Source organism: Pseudobutyrivibrio ruminis CF1b (assembly GCF_000424005.1).
GTDB classification, from domain to species: domain Bacteria; phylum Bacillota; class Clostridia; order Lachnospirales; family Lachnospiraceae; genus Pseudobutyrivibrio; species Pseudobutyrivibrio ruminis_C.
Window position 1 is genome coordinate 46,207 of sequence record NZ_AUJB01000009.1, and the last position, 21,057, is coordinate 67,263.

A 21,057-nucleotide genomic window follows, 5' to 3' on the forward strand; every position below is an offset into this window, starting at 1 on the left:
TTGTGTTTTTTAGTTATCCACAATGAATTCTATATTTAAATAATCGTTTTTTTATTGACTTTATGGGCTTTTCCCTTTATAATTTCAACTGATGTTTTCTCATAAAGAGGAGGTGGATATATTATGAAGATGACATATCAACCAAAAAAGAGACAGAGATCCAAAGTTCATGGATTTAGATCTAGAATGAGCACAGCAGGCGGACGTAAGGTACTTGCTGCTAGACGTGCAAAAGGAAGAAAGAAGTTATCAGCTTAGGCCACAGACCATGTGGTCTTTCTTTCTATTTAAAGGAAAATTTTTGTTATGGAATTTAGTGAATCGCTAAAAAAGAATAAAGACTTCACTCTGGTATACAGAAGAGGTGTGTCCAAAGCTAATCGCCAGCTCGTTATGTATATCTACCATAATAATACGGATCGAAATCGCATTGGAATTTCTGTTAGTAAAAAGGTTGGAAATTCGGTAGTTAGGCATCATTTGACGAGACTGATAAGAGAAAGTTATAGACTAAATGAAGAGATGTTCAATAGTGGTTTGGACATTGTAGTCGTTGTAAGAGAGGCCGCAGCTTCTGCTAATTTCGATGAGATACAAAAATCTTTGCTTCATCTTGCAAATCTTCACAAAGTAACTCGAAAATAATTGGAATTATCATTTCCATTGTGTTGAATAAGTATGTTAAAGAGACTTTTTATATTTTTAATTAAGTTCTACCAAAAATATATATCTCCAATGAAAACTACTAAATGTCCTTATTGTCCCAGCTGTTCTAATTATGGGCTTCAGGCCGTTGAAAAATATGGAGCAATTAAGGGTGGCAGTTTAGCATTATGGCGTATCATTCGTTGTAATCCTTTTTCTCATGGTGGATATGATCCAGTTCCATAAAAACTGGAGGTTTTACATTGAGCGAGCTTTTATTAACCGCTTATGACGGTTCAATCTTAGGACCTATTGCGAAGGTTCTTGGTTGGTTTATGGACAAGATTTATATTCTTCTTGCATCTATTGGTATTGAGAATATAGCTCTTACAATTGTTATTTTTACAATCTTTATCTATCTTTGTATGTTTCCTCTTACATATAAGCAGCAGAAGTTTGCTGTTCTTACACGTAAGATGCAGCCAGAGATGAAGGCTATTCAGGATAAATATAAAGGTAAGAAAGATCAGGCCTCTATGCAGGCACAGCAGAGTGAGACTCAGGCTCTTTATGATAAATACGGCATTTCACCTACAGGTAGCTGTGTTTACATGTTAATTCAGATGCCTATTCTTTTCGCTCTTTATAGAGTTTTCTATAATGTTCCAGCCTACATTTCTTCTGTAAAGAATGTATTTACAGAGCTTGTAAATGGCATTATGGCTACAGATGGTTTTGCTACAACTATGCAGACTATTTATGAGGAGTCAGGTGTTAAGAATCTTAAGCCTGATTTTACTGCAGCAGATACATCTGTTGTTTCTGATTCTATTATTGATGTACTTTATAAGCTTCCAACAGCAGGTTGGGAAGCTGTTACTTCTAATTTTCCTAATTTAGCTTCTTCTGTTGATACAGTTGTTGCTAAGCTTGAGAAGATTAACTACTTATTTATTCTTAACATTTCAGATACACCACTTAACCTTATTAAGGATGGATGGTCTGCAAATACTAAGAATTTTGGGCTTATTATCTGTGCTTTACTTATTCCTTTATTCTCATATCTTACACAGATGTTAAATATTAAGCTCACACCTACTTCTACTGAAGGACAGTCAGAGCAGATGGCTCAGCAGATGAAGACTATGAATCTTATGATGCCACTTATGTCACTCTTTATCTGTTTCTCAGTTCCTGTAGGTCTTGGTCTTTACTGGATTGCCGGTGCTGTTGTACGTATCATTCAGCAGTACTTCTTAAATAAGCATTTCGAGAAGATTGATCTTGAAAGCATCATTGAGAAGAATAAAGAAAAAGCCGCTGTTAAGGCTGAAAAGCGCGGTATTCGTCAGGCTCAGATTTACGAGGCAGCTCGTATGAGCACAAAGGCTACTACTATGACTGAGAAGGCTAACATGCTTTCAAATGATTCTGAAACTCTTAAAAAGGCTGAAGAGTTTAGATCAAAGGCTAGTAGTGGTTCACTTGCTTCAAAGGCAAATCTTGTTAAAGAATTTAACGAAATGAATAATAAATAAGGGGGAACTTAATAATGGAATTTAAAGAGTTTACTGGTAAGACTGTTGATGATGCCCTTACTAATGCAACAGTTTCATTAGGTGTGACTTCTAGCGAGATTAAATACGAAGTAGTAGAAGAAGGAAGCTCTGGTTTCCTTGGTATTGGTTCAAAGGATGCTATCATTAAGGTAGTTATTTCTACAGAGGAAGATCCAAAGCAGGTTGCTAAGGAATTTCTTGATGGCGTATTTGAAGCTATGCAGCTCGAAGTTAATATTTCAATGGAGTTCAGCGAAGAAGATGATACACTTCTTATCGACCTTGCTGGTCCAGAGATGGGTGTATTAATTGGTAAGCGTGGTCAGACACTTGATTCTTTACAGTATCTTACTAACTTAGCTGTTAATCGTTCTTCTGAAAAATATACAAGAGTTAAGATTGATACAGAAGATTACAGACGTCGTAGAAAAGAGACTTTAGAAAATCTTGCAAAGAATATGGCTAGCAAGGTTAAGAGAACAAAGAAGGCTGTTACTCTTGAAGCTATGAATCCTTATGAGAGACGTATTATCCATTCAGCACTTCAGAATGATAATAATGTTACAACTCATTCAGAGGGTGAGGAGCCATATCGCTACGTAGTTATTACACTTAAGAAATAATCTTTTGATTTTTTAGGGTTAGTCTTATAATTAGGCTAACCCTTGTTGTTTGTTTTATAGAATTTATAATCTATTTATAAGCTCTATAAGATAAATAGTTTGGAGGCTAATATGTATCATTCTGATACCATTTGCGCTATCGCTACATCTATGAATAGTTCTGGCATTGGAATAATTCGTGTCAGTGGAGAAGAATCAATTTCTATAGTTGATTCTATTTTTCGTGGAAAAAATAAATTAGCTGATTGTGATACACATACTATTCAGTACGGACATATTGTTTCTAATGATGAAGTGATAGATGAAGTACTCATAATGCTTATGAAGGCTCCAAGAAGTTATACTACAGAGGATACTATTGAGATTGATTGTCATGGTGGTGTTCTTATTCTTAAAAAAGTACTTTCTCTTTTAATAGAAGCTGGAGCAAGAATAGCTGAACCAGGAGAATTTACAAAAAGAGCATTCTTAAATGGAAGAATAGATTTATCAGAAGCAGAATCAGTTATGGATTTGATTTCTTCAAATTCAGAATTGGCAATGAAGAATTCTATTAAACAATTATCTGGTTCATTAAATAAAATCATTGTTGATTTAAGAGATAAGATTTTATATGAAACAGCATTTATAGAATCAGCTTTAGATGATCCTGAACATTATGATTTAACTGATTATCCTGAAGAGTTAAGAGATAAAGTAAATGATATGATTGGAAGAGTTGATGATTTGATTGATTCATTTAATTCTGGTCATATTTTAAAAGAAGGTATTAATACTCTTATTTTAGGAAAACCTAATGCTGGAAAGTCTTCTTTATTAAACACATTAAGTAGAAGAGAAAGAGCAATTGTTACTGATATTCCAGGTACTACAAGAGATACTTTGGAAGAGCAGATTACAATTAATGGAGTTTCTCTTAATATTATTGATACAGCAGGTATTAGAGAGACTGATGATATAGTAGAAAAGATTGGTGTAGATAAAGCTCTCGATTCTATTGATGATGCTGATTTGATTTTATTTGTAATTGATTCATCAAGACCATTAGATGAGAATGATGAGTTCATTATTGATAAGATTATAGATAAAAAAGTAATCATTTTACTTAATAAATCTGACCTCGAGACGAAAATTAGCGAGGAAGAAATATGCAATAAGTACAATAAACCTGTTATTTCTTTCTCATCTGTTAGCTTAGATGGTCTTAAAACATTAGAATCTAAAATAACAGATATGTTCTTTAGTGGTCAGGTAAAATCTGATGATACTTTGTACATTACAAACTCTAGACAGGCTGGTTGTTTGACTAATGCAAAGAATAGTTTGTCTAATGTTTTAAATAGTATTGATAATATGATGCCAGAAGATTTCTTTTCAATTGATTTAATGGATGCATATAACTTCCTTGGTGAAATCACTGGTGAAACTATTGATGATGATTTAGCTAATAAAATTTTCTCAGAGTTTTGTATGGGAAAGTAAAAGTAGTAAGGAGTAATAAATGAGTCATGTTGAAGAATCCTATGATGTAGTTGTTATAGGAGCTGGTCATGCTGGTTGTGAAGCTGCACTTGCTTCTGCCCGCATGGGATTAAATACAATTTGTTTTACAGTTAGCATGGATTCAGTTGCAATGATGCCATGTAATCCAAACATTGGTGGAAGTTCAAAGGGACATCTTGTAAGAGAACTTGATGCACTTGGTGGTCAGATGGGTATCAATATTGATCACACATTTATCCAGTCTAAGATGCTTAACAGTTCTAAAGGACCTGCAGTACATTCACTTAGAGCACAGGCTGATAAAGCTGCATACTCTCAGAGAATGAGAAAGACTATGCAGGATACTGAAAATCTTACATTAAGACAGGCAGAAGTTACTGAATTAATTATTGAGGATAGAAAAGTAGCAGGAGTAAAGACTCTTTCCGGGGCTACTTATCATTGTAAGGCAGTTGTTATTTGTACAGGAACATATCTTAGAGCAAGATGTTTATACGGTGATGTTATTGAACACAATGGTCCAAATGGATTAAAAGCTGCAAATCACTTAACTGACTCATTACTTGCTAATAATGTAGAAATGAACCGCTTTAAAACTGGTACTCCGGCAAGAATTGATAGTAATTCTATCGACTATTCTAAGATGGAAATCCAGCTTGGAGACAATCCAGTAGTGCCATTTTCATTTAGCACAAAGAGAGAGGATGTTCAGATTGAACAGGTTCCTTGTTATCTTACATATACTAATGAAAAGACTCATGAAATTATCAGAGCAAACCTTGATCGTTCACCAATGTATTCAGGTGTAATCGAAGGAACTGGTCCAAGGTACTGTCCAAGTATTGAAGACAAGGTTGTTCGTTTTGCAGATAAGAATCGTCATCAACTTTTCGTTGAACCAGAAGGACTTAACACAAATGAAATGTATATTGGTGGTATGAGTTCTTCAATGCCAGAGGATGTTCAGTATGCAATGTACAGAACAGTACCTGGACTTGAAAATTGTAAAATAGTTCGTAACGCATATGCGATAGAATACGATTGTATTAATGCTACTCAGCTTAAGGCCAGCTTAGAGTTTAAAGATATTGATGGTCTTTTTGCTGCAGGACAGTTTAATGGAAGTAGTGGATATGAAGAGGCTGCAGCTCAGGGATTAGTTGCAGGAATTAATGCTGCACTTAAACTTCTTGAAAAAGAACCAATGATTCTTGATAGAAGTAATTCATACATTGGTGTTCTTATTGATGACCTTGTTACCAAGGAGACAAAAGAGCCATATCGTATGATGACATCACGTGCAGAGTACAGACTTTTACTTAGACAGGATAATGCAGATTTAAGACTTTCAAAGATTGGATATCATGTAGGTCTTTTATCAAAAGAGCGTTATGACCATGTAGTTGAAAAGGAAAGACAGATAGAAGAAGAGGTAGCAAGAGTAAAGGAGATTAATGTTGGTGCCAGAAAAGAAGTACAGGCACTTCTTGAATCTTATGGAAGTATTCCTCTTTCAAATGGTATAAAGTTAGTAGACTTAATTAGAAGACCAGAGCTTGATTATGATAAGCTTGCTCCTATTGATCCAGAGAGACCAGAACTTTCTGATGAAGTACGAGAAGAGGTAAATATCTATATTAAGTACGAAGGATACCTTACAAGACAGGCAAAACAGGTAGAGCAGTTCAAGAAACTTGAATCTAAAGTTATACCACAAAATATAGATTATGAGGATGTTTCTAGTTTACGCTTAGAAGCAAGACAAAAGCTTACTAAATTACGTCCAGCTAACATTGGACAGGCTTCAAGAATTTCTGGAGTTAGCCCAGCAGATATATCTGTACTTTTAGTTTATCTGGAAACATATAAGGGTTATTAATTTTTTTAATCGATGTTTTTAAGGGTGGTTTTATTGGTGCTAATGAATGCACCAATAAAATCTGGCATTCATTTCATTTATGCCAGACTACTTTCTTGAACATAGTTCAAGAAAGCATCCTATTACAGTAATTAATAAGCTTGATGCTTATTAATTACTTACTTCTATATACCCTTAAAACAATCAAATTTTTTTGAAGGAGCTTTATGAGTAGAGATTATTCATACTTAGTTGATACATTATCAGGTTGGAATTTTACATTAACTGACAGACAGATAGAACAGCTTGATTTATTTTATGAATTATTAGTAGAGAAGAATAAGGTAATGAATCTTACTGCTATTACTGAGTTCGATGAAGTTATTGTAAAACATTTTGCTGATAGTTTATCTATATGTACAGTATTACCTGATTCAGTTAAAAATGTTTGTGACCTTGGAACAGGCGCTGGTTTTCCAGGTATTCCTATGGCAATAGCTTACCCTAATTTACAGTTTACACTTATCGATTCTTTGAATAAGCGTATTAAGTTTTTACAGGAAGTAGTTGATGCATTAGGACTTACTAATGTTACCCTTGTACATGCAAGAGCAGAAGAAGCAGGACGTAATAAATTATATAGAGAAAAGTTTGATTTAGTAGTATCACGTGCAGTCGCAAACATTGCTACTTTATCAGAGTATTGTTTACCACTAGTAAATGTAGGTGGATACTTTATTAGCTTTAAGTCTGGTGACGTAAAAGAAGAGATTGAAACATCAGGTTCAGCAGTTAAAAAGCTTGGTGGAAATCTTACTAAGCCAGTATACTTTTCTTTACCAGATACAGATATTAGCAGATCATTTTTGATAATAAAGAAAGAAAAGAATACTCCAAAGGCATATCCTAGAAAAGCTGGAACTCCAAGCAAGGAACCTTTGAAGTAATATCATGTTTCACGTGGAACATATATAGTAATTGTGATTTGTTACAACACAACATGTAGGGGGAATATCTATGATTAATGACTTCCTTAAAAAATATCAGGAAGAACTTATTTCTGAAAAAATTCAATTAAAAGAAGATATGGACTTGCTTGAAACAAAGATTAAGGAAGAAAATAAATTCCTTAATCTTTTAGAAGAGTCCAATGAATCATATTTCAAAGAATTTACTCCTAGGAATTTAAATGCAAAGAATAATAAAAAAGCAGAAGAAATACGTGAGTATCTTGTAGAATTAAATGGTCAACTAGATGAAAAGCAGACTCAGATGAAATTCTATGATGGAAGATTAGTAGAGCTAAGTACTTTAATTTCTAATACTGTTGTCAATCAGCAGCCAGTTGTAGAAACTGTTGAAGAACCAATATCAGAAGAGATAGTTGAAAGTGAAGATGAAGTCGGAACTAATCCATTTGGAATATCAAATTCAGACTTGATTGGACAACTTTCTAATATAAAAGATTTGATTTTATTAGATCCATACAGAGCTCAGATTGAATTAGAAAAAATAATTTCTACTATATAATCTTTAACAACCTAAATATAGATATGTTTCACGTGAAACATTTTATGTATATATTAGGTTCTAAACACAAAATATAGTACTTGGATTTTTGAATCAACTCCTATATATTGCAGTTTTAAATGATAATGTTTCACGTGAAACATTATCTTTTTATTAATAGAACACCTATATATAGTTAATTAAATCAATATATATATATAATCGCACAGATTTTCTTGGTAGAATTGAATTATAGGTAATGATATAATTCTAAGAGTTAAGATCATAAAGAAACTAGAAAAAGAAAAGAGGGAGACAACAAATGAAGAGAGTGATTGCAATTGCCAACCAGAAGGGTGGCGTTGGTAAAACTACTACTAGTATTAACCTTTCAGCTTGCTTGGCTGAAGCAGGAAAGAAAGTCCTTGTTATCGATACTGATCCACAGGGAAATGCTACAAGTGGTCTCGGTTTAGATAAGGATGAATGTGAGAATACTGTTTATGATTTAGTTTTAGATCAGTGCAGCATTAAGGAGTGTATGTATAAGGTGGAGAATATTCCTAACCTTACAATCATTCCATCAAATGTTGATTTAGCTGGTGCAGAAATTGAACTTCTTGGAATCAATGAAAAGGAATATATCCTTAGAAATGCAGTAGATTATGTTAAGGATGATTTCGATTATGTAATCATTGATTGTCCTCCTTCACTTAATATGCTTACAATCAATGCTATGACAACAGCTGATTCTGTGCTTGTACCTATCCAGTGTGAGTACTATGCGTTGGAAGGAATTAGCCAGTTGATTCATACAATTGACCTTGTTCAGGAAAGACTTAACTCAAAGCTTCAAATTGATGGTGTTGTATTTACTATGTATGATGCCAGAACAAATCTTTCTTCAGATGTAGTTGATACTGTAAAAAATAATCTTAATGCTACAGTATATCAGACTATTATTCCTAGAAATGTTAGACTTGCAGAGGCTCCTTCACACGGACTTCCTATCAATCTTTATGATCCAAAGTCTACAGGAGCAGAGAGCTATCGTAATCTTGCAAAAGAAATTATCGGGAGAAAGGATATTTAAAAATGGCTGTTAAAAAGGGAGGTCTCGGTAAGGGATTAGATTCTCTTATTGTAAATAAGAATGAGGGTGTAGTAGCTGTTAATCCAGAACAGCATGGAGCACCAGTAGAGGTTGATATCAATAAGGTTGAACCTAATAAGCTTCAGCCTAGAAAGAATTTTGATGAAGATAAACTTCAGGATTTAGCAGAGAATATTAAGATACATGGAATTATCAATCCACTTATTGTTCAGGACCGAGGAAAGTATTATGAAATCATCGGTGGTGAGCGTAGATGGAGAGCTGCTAGATTAGCAGGTTTTAAGAAAGTTCCAGTTATCATTATGAATCTTAGCGAGCAGGAGTTCGTTGAGATTTCTCTTATTGATAATATCCAGCGTGAGCAGTTAAACCCAATCGAAGAAGCTATGGCATTTGCTAGACTTATTGATGAGTTTAAACTCAAGCAGGATGAGGTAGCAGAGAGAGTATCAAAGAGCAGAACAACTATCACTAATGCTCTTAGATTACTTAAGCTTGATAAGCGTGTCCAGGATATGATTGTTGATGACAAACTTACAACTGGTCATGCTAGAGCTATGCTTGCAATTACTGATCCAGACAAGCAGTATGAGTTTGCTGAAAGAGCATTCGATGAGAAGATGTCTGTTCGTGATGTTGAGCGTGAGGTAAAGAAGCTCATCAATGATAAGAAATCTGATAAGAAGTCAAAAGCAGCAGAGCTTGATCCACAGCTTGTTGCAGTTTATGAGCAGACTCAGGAAAAGCTTAAGGGTGTACTTGGTACAAAGGTATTTATTAATGCCAAGGATAACAAATCAGGAAGACTTGAGATTGAATACTATTCTCAGGATGAGTTAAACAGAATAGTAGATTTACTTGAAAGTATAAAATAAAACATATGTTCGCTACGAGCATTTATAGGAGTAGAAATGATAGAGCAGTATTTAGGTTTTAGTTCAGATTACATTTTATTAGGACTTGCAGCATTAGTCCTGATTTTGATTATTCTTTTAATAGTTTTCATCGTACAGATGTCAAAGCTTAAGAAGAGATACAAAATCTTCATGGAAGGTAGCACAGCAAGATCATTAGAAGATACACTTATTTACAGATTAGAGCAGGTAGATGAACTCATCGAAGCTAACGCAAGCAATGAGAGAAATATCGATACAATCTTTAAGAACATGCAGCCTTGCTTCCAGAAGATTGGACTTGTAAAGTATGACGCCTTCAATGAAATGGGAGGAAAGCTCAGCTTTTCACTTTGCTTATTAAACGAGTTAAATTCAGGATTCATAATTAATGCTATGCATTCTCGTGAAGGATGTTATACTTATGTTAAGGAGATTATAGATGGAAATTCTATAATCCAACTTGCAGAGGAAGAAGAGAAGGCATTACAACAGGCTTTAGGTGACAATTAATGCATAAATACATGCCAGCAGTTGGTTTTAGCAAATTAAATAAAGCGGCCCTTGAAGAGTTAATAAAAGAAATTACTCTTAGACCAGATTATCAGGAGTCTGCAATTGATTTCGAAGGGAATCAGTTTGTAGAACTTCGATATATGGTGGCGGATAATGTGGGATTAGTACTTAGAGGAATCTACAATGAAAATGATGAGTTTATTTTAGATTATTACTATCCTACTTATTTTGGTGGGTCTCTTTCTATCAATAATGATGTAGAAGTAATTAAGCAGACTGATAAAGATAACTACTATGTAATGTGCGACGAGATTAGATTAGGCGTTAATCTTATTTTTCAGCTTCAGAACATGGGCGAATATCTTAGAAGATGTGGAAGTACTAACAAAGTAGAAAATAGAGATATCAGATTATCAGCTCTTTCTACTGAGGGAAAAATTCTTTTACCTGTATACGACAATGAAAAAAGTCGTATTAAGGAAAAAATGAATAATCAGAAGAGAATAAATCTTGTTGAACAGGCAAGGGATGGAAACGAAGAAGCCCTTGAAAGTCTTACTATGGACGAGATAGATCTCTATCAGAAGATTTCCAGAAGAGTGACAAGAGAAGACATTTTTAGTGTCGTAACATCTTTCTTTATGCCATATGGAATAGAGAATGATAAGTATGAGATTCTGGGAGATATCTTAGATGTAAAGTATGTGGTAAATCATCTTACCATGGAAGAACTTTGCATTATGATTATCGAAAGTAACGATGTAGTGCTTGAAGTCTGCATTAATAAAAATGATTTATTTGGTGAGCCATTAGTTGGCAGACGTTTTAAAGGTATAATCTGGCTACAGGGAACAGTGGCGTTTTCCTAATCTTGATTTTTCATAACCAGTAGATTAAAATCTAATAGTTGTGAAAAATCGCTTCTGTTTGAGTAGCTCAGCTGGATAGAGCGTCCGCCTCCTAAGCGGAAGGTCGTGGGTTCGAATCCCATCTCGAACATTAATACTTTAATTATTTTGGAGCCTTAGGGCTCCATTTTTTATTTTACAATCTGGTTAGTGCCAGGTTGTATTTTTATGCTGTAATTAACACTGTTTAGCCACAATAATTTCGCAATATTGTCATAAAATAGTTAGGAATGATAAGTAGTCTAATAATTACAAATATTGTATAATCAAAAGTAGAATATTGAACTATGATTTCATACAAAGGGGGAAAATAATTATTTAGGAGGACGGTTGTCTATGGCTGATGTTACTTTAACAAAAGAGCAACAAGATACACTGGGTGAAATTGCGAATATTAGTATGGGATCTTCTGCAACGTCTCTTAGTGCATTACTAAATAATCTAAAGGTAGATATAACTACACCTAAGATTGAATTGATAAGAAAAAGTGAATCACTTGATGATTATCACAATGTGTGTGTATTAGTTCATATAAATTATGTTAAGGGATTATCTGGAAGTAACGTTTTAATTCTTAAGGAAAACGATGTAAAGATAATTGCTGATTTAATGATGGGTGGTCCAGGAGTAGCAGGACCAGATGATATTGGAGAAATTCAGTTATCTGCAGTATCAGAAGCTATGAACCAGATGATGGGTAGTGCGGCTTCTTCTATGTCACAGCTTTTGAATAGAGTAGTAGATATTTCTCCACCAAAGACAGATAACATTGATGTAGAAAGTGTTAAGATTTTTGAGAGGTTATTCGAGTCACCAGAAATAGATTTTGTAAAGATAACATTTAATTTAAAAATTGGGACAATAATAGATTCAGTTATGGTACAGCTGTATCCTATTTCTTTTGCATTGGACATGGTACATCTATTTGATAAAAAGGATGCATAACAGGGGGCACAATGGACGAGAATACAAAGAAATTACAGAGAGAAATAGCTAAGGACAAAATTCAGGTTATTCTTTCCGGCATCGCGGTTGCAGTGCTTATTGTCATGGAGTTGTACATCATGATAAATTTTGCCAGCAACTTTATGTTCATGGCGGTGGGTGTACTACTGATGATTGTTGCGCTTTTTTTCCTGATAAGTGCAATACTGGATATGTCTATTAAGTCAAAAGACATTGAAAATCAGAAGTATGATGAAATCTATAGTGCACAGAAAGCTTCGTATCTCGTAATAAAGAAAAGCTTCGACGAGATGGAACAGCGTCTCAGAAATATCGAAGAAAGTAGTTCCTTACCAGCAGAAGATATTATTAATGCGCAAAAGGCAGTTGCAAAGGTTACAATTTCAAGAAACAAAGAAAATACCGATGCACTGATGAACTCAAATGATGAGCTTATAAATCAACTTTTCTCAATTAAAGAAAAGATTGAAGCAAATAACAGTCAGATTCTTGAAAAGCAGCAAGCTCTGTTGAAGGAAACAAATTTTGATATTCAACAGAAGATTACAGAATTAAATTCTAAGATTGCAAATATAGAGGGGAAAATCCAAAACGGTATTCCAGTGATGGCACAGCCAGTTCAGATGGCAGCCCCAGTAATGCCAACAATGCCGGCTATGGAAACTCCAGTTATGGAGACACCAGTAATGGAAACTCCTACAATGGATATTCCTGAAATGGAGATTCCAGCGGCTGAGCCAGAGCCTGTATTAGAAGAACCTGTGATGGAAGAAATGCCTGTAATGGACGAGGTATTACCTGAAGAACCATTACCAGAAGAGGCTCCTTCAGAGGAGATAAGTTTAGAAGAGCCAGTAGAAGATTTAGGAATCGATTTAGATATGCCGGTTGAGGAAGAGCCACTTCCAGAGGAAGCAGTAGCAGAAGAACCGGTAGAAGATAAAGGAATTGATTTAGACATGCCGGTTGAGGAAGAACCACTTCCAGAAGAAGCAGTAGCAGAGGAGCCGGTAGAAGATTTAGGAATTGATTTGGATATGCCGGTTGAGGAAGAGCCACTTTCAGAGGAAGCAGTAGCAGAAGAACCGGTAGAGGACTTAGGAATTGATCTTGATATGCCTGCAGAAGAGGTAGCTGTAGATGATGAGATTTCTTTAGAACCTCCAGCAGAAGAAATTAGTTTGGAAGAACCAGTAGCTGAAGAAGCACCGTCGGAAGAAATAGTTTTGGAAGAGCCAGTAGCTGAAGAAGCACCGGCAGAAGAAATAGTTTTAGAAGAGGCAGTAGCTGAGGAGGCTCCTCCAGAAGAGATAGTCTTAGAGGAAGTACCTGTAGAAGAGGCTCCTCCAGAAGAAGCTCCAGCTGAGGAAATCCCTGTAGACGAGCCAGTGGCTGAGGAGGCACCTGCAGAGGAGGTAATCTTAGAGGCTGCACCAGCAGAAGAAATAATACTTACTGAGGAACCAGCAGCAGATGTAGATTTGGATGCACTTCTAGAAGAGGTAGGTGGAGCTGTCGAAGAAGAGCCAGCACCAGAACCTGAGCCAGAACCTCCAGCAGAGGAAAAGGCAGATGAGATAGTAATTCCTGATGTAGGAGTAGATTTAACAGATCCAAACAGAGTTATGAGTGCTGAAGAGATAGAAAAACTCTTTGCAAATATCTAAAATTAAAGTCTAATACCTGTCTCATAATGAGGCAGGTATTTTTATTATTTCCAAGAAATAGTAAAGCATAATAGTAAAATGGTATTCAATTCAGAAACATTAAAAAATAGTCGAAACAGAAAATAAGAAAATTTAGAAAAAAATTAAAAAAAGGACTTGCAAAAAACAGGAAAAGGCTATATACTTATCTTCGTTGCTGAGGCAATGAATTGAATATGCGCGACTAGCTCAGCTGGCAGAGCACCTGACTCTTAATCAGGGTGTCCAGGGTTCGAACCCCTGGTCGCGCACGAAAAAGACGTTGAAGAAATTCAGCGTCTTATTTTTTTTCGTTTGAGTATGAAAAAAGATGCGGTAGTTAATCTTGGCAAGCGCGAGCAGGGAGGCACCATACCGAGGATGGGAAGGACCTACACCGGCGGGAGGGTTCCCATCCGAAAGTATGGAAGGTGCCCTGCGGGAGCATGTAAAAATATATTACCGCATCATTATTTATCTATTAGCAATTAATTTAAAGATTGGATTACCCTGACTAGAAAACTTTTCTTCATATTCTGTCATCACATTGCCCTGATTCATAGTCTCATCATTATGCAAATCATAAGTAATCTCAGCCAACTTCCAAAGAGGATGATTATCAATCTCATCTACAGAAAAATCAAACAATCCCCTGTTATCAGTCTTAAACTCAATACGTCCATCCTTAGCAAGAATAGAATTATATCTATTTAAGAAATTAGAGGATGTGAGACGACGCTTACTGTGTCTATCCTTTGGCCATGGATCACTGAAGTTTAAGTAAATTCTATCTACTTCACCGCAGCTAAAAATATCAAGAATCTCTGCAGCATCAAAACAGATGAAGCGAAGATTAGGAATCTCTTCCTCCTCAACCTTTTGAATAGCTCTAAGAAGAACACTGGTATAGCGCTCAATACCGATGTAGTTAATATCAGGATTCTGCTTTGCAAGAGTAGTGATAAACTGTCCCTTACCCATACCAATCTCGATATGAATTGGATTGTCATTCTGGAAAATTACTGATTTATATAAACCTTTATACTGAGCAGGATTGTTAATGCAGTAGCTGCTGTTTGAAACAACCTCGTCTGCACCTGGAATATTTCTTAATCTCATATTTACCTCCGCATTAATAAAAATCCTAAAGATTATATCACAAAAATGCTAGATAAATGCTACAAGAAAAAGATAAAAAAGTAGCTAAAGCAAGGTAATTTAATTATAATCTAAGTTATGAATAACAAAGATATCTTTAAATATGGAGAAGAGATACTAAATAGAATAAACAGAGCATCAGAATCGGGAGATTTTTCTCATCTTAGCAGGGATATAAAAACTACTGTTTCAAATGCGACTTATGATATTGGTTCAGAGATACGAGATGCCATTGAAAATGGAGTAAGAAGCGTATTTTCTGGCAGACGTGATAATAGAACACCGTTCTTTTCTACCAGAGTAGATAAGAAAATGGGGGTAGGCAAGATTGTCGCTGGTGGTATCATTACAGGCTATGGAACATTAGGATTTCTGGCAAATCTTATTGTTATGGCAGTGGGTGTTTCTAGCTTACCTTTGTTTATTACACTTGCGCTAGTTGATGCCGTAGTCTTATCAGTAGGAATTGGCCTCCTGGGTGCAGGAATCAATAATAGAAAACTGATTAAGAACTATTTTAATTTTGGAAATATAATAGGTAAAAGACCATACATTACATTTAGAGAGCTAGCTGACAAGACAGGAATACCTGCAAATGATGTTCTTCGTCAGATTAAGCAGATGAAAAAGCGTGGATTTTTGCCAAATGCAGCTATTGATAATGCTGAGACTACCTTGATGCTTACAGACGAGGTTTATAATCAGTACACCAGAAGTATTGAGTATAATGAGCAGAAAAAGAAGGAGGAACAGTCAGTAGCTAAAGAGATTTTGAAGGCTAAGGAAGCCAATAAAGTCGATTATTATACTATTGATGAGGATTTACCAAAAGATGTTAAGGACATTCTGAAGGAAGGTAATGATTATCTCAATAAGATTCATTATTACAATGACCTTATACCTGATACAGAAGAAATGTCTGATAAGCTCTATACATTAGAAGCAACAGTACTTTCAATATTTAAAAAGCTTAAGGAAGAGCCGAAAGTTGCAGGGGATTTGCGCAAGTTCATGTCATATTATCTTCCTACCACAGAAAAGCTTTTGCAGAGTTATGTGGATCTTAGAAATGAAAACCTCGATGTAGAGAATATTAAGAATTCTCAGCGAGAGATAGAAGAAGCTACAGATGTGATAAATGACGCATTTGTAAAGCTTTTAAATCAGCTTTTTGAAAACTCAGCATGGGATATCTCATCAGATATTTCAGTTATGAAGACAATGATGAAACAGGATTCATTACTATAAAGAAAGAGCAGGGAGAAAAGATGGAGTTTAAAACAGAGACACCGACATTGGTATTTGATGGAGTAGCAGAGACACAGGAATTACCAGCAAATGCTGATAATGAGATGAAGGAAGAAATCATCCTTTCAGAAGAAGAAAAAGCTCAGGTAGAAGCTTTTGCAAAACAGATTGATTTATCAAATTCAACCGCTATACTTAACTATGGTGCAGGCACACAGAAGAAGCTTTCCGATTTTTCGGAAAAGGCTTTAGATAGCTTACGTACCAAAGATATGGGCGAAGTAGGCGATATGATTACTAAGCTTATTGGTGAGCTTAAGAACTTTGATGCAGCTGAAGAGGAGAAGGGACTTAGAGCTCTTTTCAAGAAAAGCTCAAACAAAATTACAGCAATGAAATCTAAGTACGCCAAGGTGGAGACTAACGTAAATGTTATTACCACTGAGCTTGAAAAGCATGAGACAACCCTGTTAAAGGATGTGGCTATGCTTGATCAGATGTACGATGCGAACTTAGCATATTTTAGAGAGCTTTCTATGTACATCGCAGCTGGAAAGAAGAAGCTTGAAGAGACTAGAAACGGTGAACTTGTAGAGCTTCAGAGAAAGGCACAGGAAACAGGCCTTGCTGAGGATGTTCAGGCTGCCAAGGATTTAGCTGCTAAATGCGACAGATTTGAAAAGAAAATCCACGATTTACAGCTTACAAGAACAATCGCTCTTCAGAGTGGCCCACAAATCAGAATGGTACAGAGTTCTGATACAATGATGGCAGAAAAGATTCAGTCTACCATCGTAAATACAATTCCTCTTTGGAAGAATCAGATGGTTATTGCTATCGGTGTTGAGCATTCTAATCAGGCAGCAAAAGCCCAGAGAGAAGTATCTGATATGACAAATGAACTTCTCAAGAAAAATGCAGACGCCCTTAAAACTGCAACAATCGAGACAGTCAAAGAATCTGAGCGTGGTATTGTTGATATGGAGACAATCAAGCACACAAACGAGCAGCTTATCAGCACAATGGACGAAGTCTTAAAGATTCAGGCTGAGGGCAAGGAAAGACGTCGAAATGCCGAGCAGGAATTATTCCAGATTGAGCAGGAATTAAAGACAAAATTATTAGAGGCATCGAAATCATAAGTTATGAGTTGTAAAAGAGTATTAAGTAAATTTCTAGCATTTATATTTTTAGTTAACGCATTAGTAATATGCAATTATCAAACAGTAAAGGCCGAAGATTACTGGCCTACCAGTGTAGATGTTGTGGCTGAATCGGCCATAATAATGGAGCAGGAAACGGGAACCATCCTTTATTCCAAGAATATCGATGAGGTTCATTTCCCAGCCAGTATCACAAAAATCATGACAGCATTGATTGTCCTTGAAAATTGTGAGCTGGATGAGACAGTTAAGTTTTCAGCTGAAGCAGTATATGGAACAGAGCTTGGTTCTTCAAGTATCGCAAGAGATGTAAATGAGGAAATGACCGTAGAGCAGACCCTGTATGGAATGATGCTTGAGTCTGCAAATGAATGTGCATATGCTTTAGGCGAGCATGTGGCAGGAGACGTTCCATCATTTGTAAAGATGATGAATGAAAAGGCCAAGGAACTGGGATGTACCAACACCCACTTCAATAACACAAACGGTCTTCCAGATGATGAGCACTACACAACAGCACATGATATGGCGCTGATTGCCAGGGCTGCATATGCTATTCCAAAGTTTGCAGAGATTGTAGGAACAAAGAATTACACTATTCCACCAACAAATAAGCATCCAGATCCAACACCACTTAATAACCATCATCAGATGCTTCACTACTACAAGTCAAACAAGTACATTTACGAGTATTGTCTTGGTGGAAAGACTGGATATACAGCAGTTGCAGGAGCTACGCTTGTTACTTACGCAAAGAAAGACGGAATGACATTGATTTGCGTTGTAATGAAGGACACTACCGCAGACGAATACACTGATTCAACAAGTCTTTTTGAATACTGTTTCGATAATTTCAGCACCTACAATGTGGCTGATTTTGCATCAATATCAGAGGATAATGTAAACATAACAGGTGTTCTTAGCGAGAACAGCGAGTTGATTAAGATTGATAAAAAGGGACTCGTAGTTATTCCTAAGACAGCCAGTGTTTTAGATGTTACTTCAGAGGTTATACCTTACAGTGACAGTGAGAATAAGTCAGTAGTTGGCCAGCTTCAGTATTCATATGCTGGAAGAAAGGTAGGACAGGCTAATCTGGTATTTACCAATGCAGAAGTAGAAAGTTATCCATTTGATAACATCCCTGTAGAGCAGGGAGGAAGCGGAAAGGAATATATTCAGGTAGATTATCCAAAGATTGGATTAATTGTACTGGCTATCATAGCTATCATAGCTTTGATTCTCTTCATTAGAAGCAGATCCAGCGAGATATTATTGTTCAGACACAGATATAAAAGCAGACACTCAAGAACAAAGAAGTCTAATATGACAATAATAAGGGATAACGGCAAAAAGAGAAGAAAAAGAAGATAAAAGACATGGTTTGTCTTGAATAGAATAAAATACGACAGATTTAAATAATAAACGACAGTCAAAATTTCCAATGACTGTCGTTTTGCTTTTTTATAGACTTGAAATAAATTTATTCATTTAAAGAAACATATTATCTATTTATCAGACTATTTACTAGAATTTCCAGCTGATGTGCGTTGGTAGTATACAATAATATGCCGTTGGAAGAATTAATCATAGTTATTACTTTATCTTCAAAAGTAGCGGACTCAGAAAGCAATTGATAGAGATAATCCTTATACTGGCCGTCTGCTTTAAGGAATAAAGTTTCATATTCTGGAAGAGGAACAAGCTCAGCACGGGTCTTCTTTAAAAGAAATGCTATTTCTTTGTCCTGATTAAGCTGATCTTCAGTTTTATTGATAATGAAATATCCACGTTCATCCTTTGGCATGCCAAGAGCTTTTACAGCACGCTGAACCTGCTTGGTAAGACTGTCACTGGCAGGATAGAGTGACTGGAAGTAGCTCATAAAGTCGGCAGCAGTTTTAAAGTGTTCGTTGGTACCACGCTCTAAAACCTCGGTCATAAGAATCTTTTTTATTACCTTCTCACACTCTTTGCGGGAAGGGTTTTTCCTTAAAGTAATAGTTTCCTCAGACATAAAAACCCCCTAAAAGACATAATTATTAGTACTAATGCTATTATACGACTAGAAAGAATGAAATAAACGACAATAATTGACCTATGTAATTGTTGAATACGCTGAAAACCTTGAAAACAAGGGATTTGACAGGGATTTTCAAGAATGGGATAATTAAAAATAATTACCTCGCTAAGGAGAGAGGAGTGGAGAAAATGGAAATGCTATTATCACGTGATGAAAAAAGACAATACCAGCTTGAGCAGATCAATGATTTGGTAGAAGAAAACGGTGGCCTTGTTAAAACAAGCGAGATAGAAGCACTTGGGGTGGATTACCGCAGAGTCCTTGCTTTCGTGGAAGAAGGATATCTCATTAGAGTAAAAAGTGGATACTACACTACCAAGTATTTTGAATGCACTGAAGATCAGTGGATTTACAAGCTCTTCGGCGAGGATGGAATACTTACAATGGAGTCGGCCCTTTATGTATATGGTTATCTGAAGGACAGACCATATAAGTGGAGCATTGCCATAAATAAAAATACCAGCAAATCCCGCTTCAATATTGATTATCCAATAGTGGAGCCATATTACACAGAGCCAGAGGTTATGGAGCTAGGTGTTACTGAAGCAGATTTTGCCGGGGCGAAAATGAAAATCTACACCAAGGAACGTCTAATTTGTGATGTTTTAAAATACCAGGAAAAGGTAGACAGGGAAGATTTCAAAAAAGGCGTGTGGGCTTACATTATGGATGAAGACAAAGATGTGGCCAAGCTTATGGAATACGCAAAGGAACGTAAAGTGTTAAAGAAAGTGCAGTCCATGATAGGTGTGTGGCTTTAATGATTAATCGATTACAGATAAAGGAAAAATCAGAACAACTTAATATTCCTTTTAAAAATCTTTTAAGTGCAGCCGTAGCAGAGATAATCATTGAATTGTTGGCTGAGGGTCAGTATTGTAATGAGCTTTATCTTTGCAATGGAAATGAGTTTAATCCCGAAGTTTATAAGGACTTATGCATTTCCAACATTTACTATGAGTATGTAAAAGAGCTGGATGAAAAAATGGCTGTCCTATACATGCGAGATATTTTAAAGGAGATTATGGCCAAAGCTGCTCTTGAGGCTTTTGTAGTAAATGGCACAGTAGACGAGACCGGAATAAAGCTGAAGATAACGGTGGATGACATGTACATTCCATTGAATATTTACTTCAGAAAGCATCGAGCTGCCCACGAACCTGAAAAGCTGCAGTTAAAACTGACAGCATACGAAAACAGAGTGGTAGATGTCCTTACCAATCCAAAGGAGGAAGAGCTGGTCAAACATCTGGCTGAGATTATAGAAAAGCTGGAGCTGATTAACGACATGGACCAGTATTATCTCGCTTATGAGATACTCACTACATATCCTGTAAACGGACGTAAGGTGAAGGACAGTCTGGTGAAGCTTTTAGAGGAAAAGAAGATAACAATCGACCATAGCAGGATAGATATGCTTAAAAGTTATGGCGATTACACATACATGAAAAAGAAGTGGAAAGTTGAATTACGACAAAAAAAGAAGTCCGACCCACAGTGGTCGGACGTACACAATTGTCTTATTAACTTTTTAGGACCTATATGGGAAGCTATGGAAGCCAACCTTGTATTCCTTGGAGATTGGATGCCACAGCTAAAACGTTTCCTTGATTAGGCCAGGTTTTA

Annotated in this window: 22 protein-coding genes and 2 tRNA genes; 22 read left to right on the forward strand and 2 right to left on the reverse strand. The window is 35.9% G+C overall.

What is annotated here, in order from left to right; all coding sequences use genetic code 11:
- The first annotated feature begins 123 nt into the window (after positions 1-123).
- The 17 genes from rpmH (at position 124) to G592_RS0106840 (ending at position 14,051) form a co-directional block, all read left to right on the forward strand.
- Positions 124-258, forward strand: a complete 135-nt coding sequence (gene rpmH / locus G592_RS0106765) for a 50S ribosomal protein L34 (RefSeq protein ID WP_015550658.1) — start codon at positions 124-126, stop codon at positions 256-258.
- A 48-nt stretch (positions 259-306) separates the two neighbouring features.
- Positions 307-645, forward strand: coding sequence for a ribonuclease P protein component (rnpA, locus tag G592_RS0106770; RefSeq protein WP_028247155.1), 339 nt, complete (start codon positions 307-309; stop codon positions 643-645).
- A 33-nt stretch (positions 646-678) separates the two neighbouring features.
- Positions 679-891 (forward strand): membrane protein insertion efficiency factor YidD, encoded by a 213-nt coding sequence (gene yidD, locus G592_RS18070; protein ID WP_081660335.1) that lies wholly within the window; start codon positions 679-681, stop codon positions 889-891.
- A 17-nt stretch (positions 892-908) separates the two neighbouring features.
- Positions 909-2,183, forward strand: coding sequence for a YidC/Oxa1 family membrane protein insertase (locus G592_RS0106775; RefSeq protein ID WP_028247156.1), 1,275 nt, complete (start codon positions 909-911; stop codon positions 2,181-2,183).
- A gap of 14 nt (positions 2,184-2,197) precedes the next feature.
- Positions 2,198-2,827, forward strand: a complete 630-nt coding sequence (jag, locus tag G592_RS0106780) for an RNA-binding cell elongation regulator Jag/EloR (RefSeq protein ID WP_028247157.1) — start codon at positions 2,198-2,200, stop codon at positions 2,825-2,827.
- Positions 2,828-2,938: 111 nt separating this feature from the next.
- Positions 2,939-4,309, forward strand: a complete 1,371-nt coding sequence (mnmE, locus tag G592_RS0106785) for a tRNA uridine-5-carboxymethylaminomethyl(34) synthesis GTPase MnmE (protein ID WP_028247158.1) — start codon at positions 2,939-2,941, stop codon at positions 4,307-4,309.
- A gap of 19 nt (positions 4,310-4,328) precedes the next feature.
- Entirely contained in the window at positions 4,329-6,209 is a 1,881-nt protein-coding gene (gene mnmG / locus G592_RS0106790) for a tRNA uridine-5-carboxymethylaminomethyl(34) synthesis enzyme MnmG (protein ID WP_028247159.1), read from the forward strand.
- A 206-nt stretch (positions 6,210-6,415) separates the two neighbouring features.
- Positions 6,416-7,135, forward strand: a complete 720-nt coding sequence (gene rsmG, locus G592_RS0106795) for a 16S rRNA (guanine(527)-N(7))-methyltransferase RsmG (protein ID WP_028247160.1) — start codon at positions 6,416-6,418, stop codon at positions 7,133-7,135.
- A 70-nt stretch (positions 7,136-7,205) separates the two neighbouring features.
- Positions 7,206-7,718, forward strand: coding sequence for a hypothetical protein (locus tag G592_RS0106800; RefSeq protein ID WP_028247161.1), 513 nt, complete (start codon positions 7,206-7,208; stop codon positions 7,716-7,718).
- 301 nt (positions 7,719-8,019) lie between these two features.
- The gene (locus G592_RS0106805) at positions 8,020-8,790 is read left to right on the forward strand and encodes a ParA family protein (RefSeq protein WP_028247162.1); all 771 of its coding nucleotides are present in this window, start codon (positions 8,020-8,022) and stop codon (positions 8,788-8,790) included.
- A 2-nt stretch (positions 8,791-8,792) separates the two neighbouring features.
- Positions 8,793-9,686 (forward strand): ParB/RepB/Spo0J family partition protein, encoded by an 894-nt coding sequence (locus G592_RS0106810; RefSeq protein WP_028247163.1) that lies wholly within the window; start codon positions 8,793-8,795, stop codon positions 9,684-9,686.
- Between the two features lie 36 nt (positions 9,687-9,722).
- Positions 9,723-10,217, forward strand: coding sequence for a DUF4446 family protein (locus G592_RS0106815; RefSeq protein WP_028247164.1), 495 nt, complete (start codon positions 9,723-9,725; stop codon positions 10,215-10,217).
- The gene (locus G592_RS0106820; RefSeq protein WP_028247165.1) at positions 10,217-11,089 is read left to right on the forward strand and encodes a DUF3881 family protein; all 873 of its coding nucleotides are present in this window, start codon (positions 10,217-10,219) and stop codon (positions 11,087-11,089) included. Before G592_RS0106815 ends, G592_RS0106820 begins: the two co-directional genes overlap by 1 nt.
- A gap of 56 nt (positions 11,090-11,145) precedes the next feature.
- Positions 11,146-11,219 (forward strand) — tRNA-Arg (locus G592_RS0106825).
- 245 nt (positions 11,220-11,464) lie between these two features.
- Complete coding sequence (fliY, locus tag G592_RS0106830) at positions 11,465-12,073, forward strand: flagellar motor switch phosphatase FliY (protein WP_028247166.1); 609 nt, start codon at positions 11,465-11,467, stop codon at positions 12,071-12,073.
- A gap of 11 nt (positions 12,074-12,084) precedes the next feature.
- Positions 12,085-13,761, forward strand: a complete 1,677-nt coding sequence (locus G592_RS0106835) for a hypothetical protein (protein WP_028247167.1) — start codon at positions 12,085-12,087, stop codon at positions 13,759-13,761.
- 217 nt (positions 13,762-13,978) lie between these two features.
- Positions 13,979-14,051 (forward strand) — tRNA-Lys (locus tag G592_RS0106840).
- A gap of 202 nt (positions 14,052-14,253) precedes the next feature.
- On the opposite strand, the gene trmB is transcribed toward G592_RS0106840, so the two are convergent.
- On the reverse strand, positions 14,254-14,898 hold the full coding sequence (trmB, locus tag G592_RS0106845) for a tRNA (guanosine(46)-N7)-methyltransferase TrmB (protein WP_028247168.1): 645 nt from the start codon (positions 14,896-14,898) through the stop codon (positions 14,254-14,256).
- A gap of 117 nt (positions 14,899-15,015) precedes the next feature.
- On the opposite strand from trmB, the gene G592_RS0106850 reads away from it, so the two are divergent.
- Genes G592_RS0106850 through G592_RS15860 form a run of 3 tightly spaced genes read left to right on the forward strand, consistent with a single transcriptional unit; the run spans position 15,016 to position 18,722 of the window.
- On the forward strand, positions 15,016-16,185 hold the full coding sequence (locus tag G592_RS0106850; protein WP_028247169.1) for a winged helix-turn-helix transcriptional regulator: 1,170 nt from the start codon (positions 15,016-15,018) through the stop codon (positions 16,183-16,185).
- 20 nt (positions 16,186-16,205) lie between these two features.
- Entirely contained in the window at positions 16,206-17,327 is a 1,122-nt protein-coding gene (locus G592_RS0106855; RefSeq protein ID WP_028247170.1) for a toxic anion resistance protein, read from the forward strand.
- Positions 17,328-17,330: 3 nt separating this feature from the next.
- Entirely contained in the window at positions 17,331-18,722 is a 1,392-nt protein-coding gene (locus G592_RS15860) for a D-alanyl-D-alanine carboxypeptidase family protein (RefSeq protein ID WP_051194800.1), read from the forward strand.
- Between the two features lie 130 nt (positions 18,723-18,852).
- On the opposite strand, the gene G592_RS0106865 is transcribed toward G592_RS15860, so the two are convergent.
- A complete protein-coding gene (locus tag G592_RS0106865; RefSeq protein WP_028247171.1) occupies positions 18,853-19,365 on the reverse strand; it encodes a hypothetical protein in 513 nt (170 codons plus the stop codon).
- 194 nt (positions 19,366-19,559) lie between these two features.
- On the opposite strand from G592_RS0106865, the gene G592_RS0106870 reads away from it, so the two are divergent.
- Together G592_RS0106870 and G592_RS0106875 are read left to right on the forward strand one after the other, a co-directional pair.
- Positions 19,560-20,192 (forward strand): type IV toxin-antitoxin system AbiEi family antitoxin domain-containing protein, encoded by a 633-nt coding sequence (locus tag G592_RS0106870; protein ID WP_028247172.1) that lies wholly within the window; start codon positions 19,560-19,562, stop codon positions 20,190-20,192.
- Complete coding sequence (locus tag G592_RS0106875) at positions 20,192-21,046, forward strand: hypothetical protein (protein ID WP_028247173.1); 855 nt, start codon at positions 20,192-20,194, stop codon at positions 21,044-21,046. The genes G592_RS0106870 and G592_RS0106875 overlap by 1 nt, the downstream gene beginning before the upstream one ends.
- Positions 21,047-21,057 lie beyond the last annotated feature (11 nt).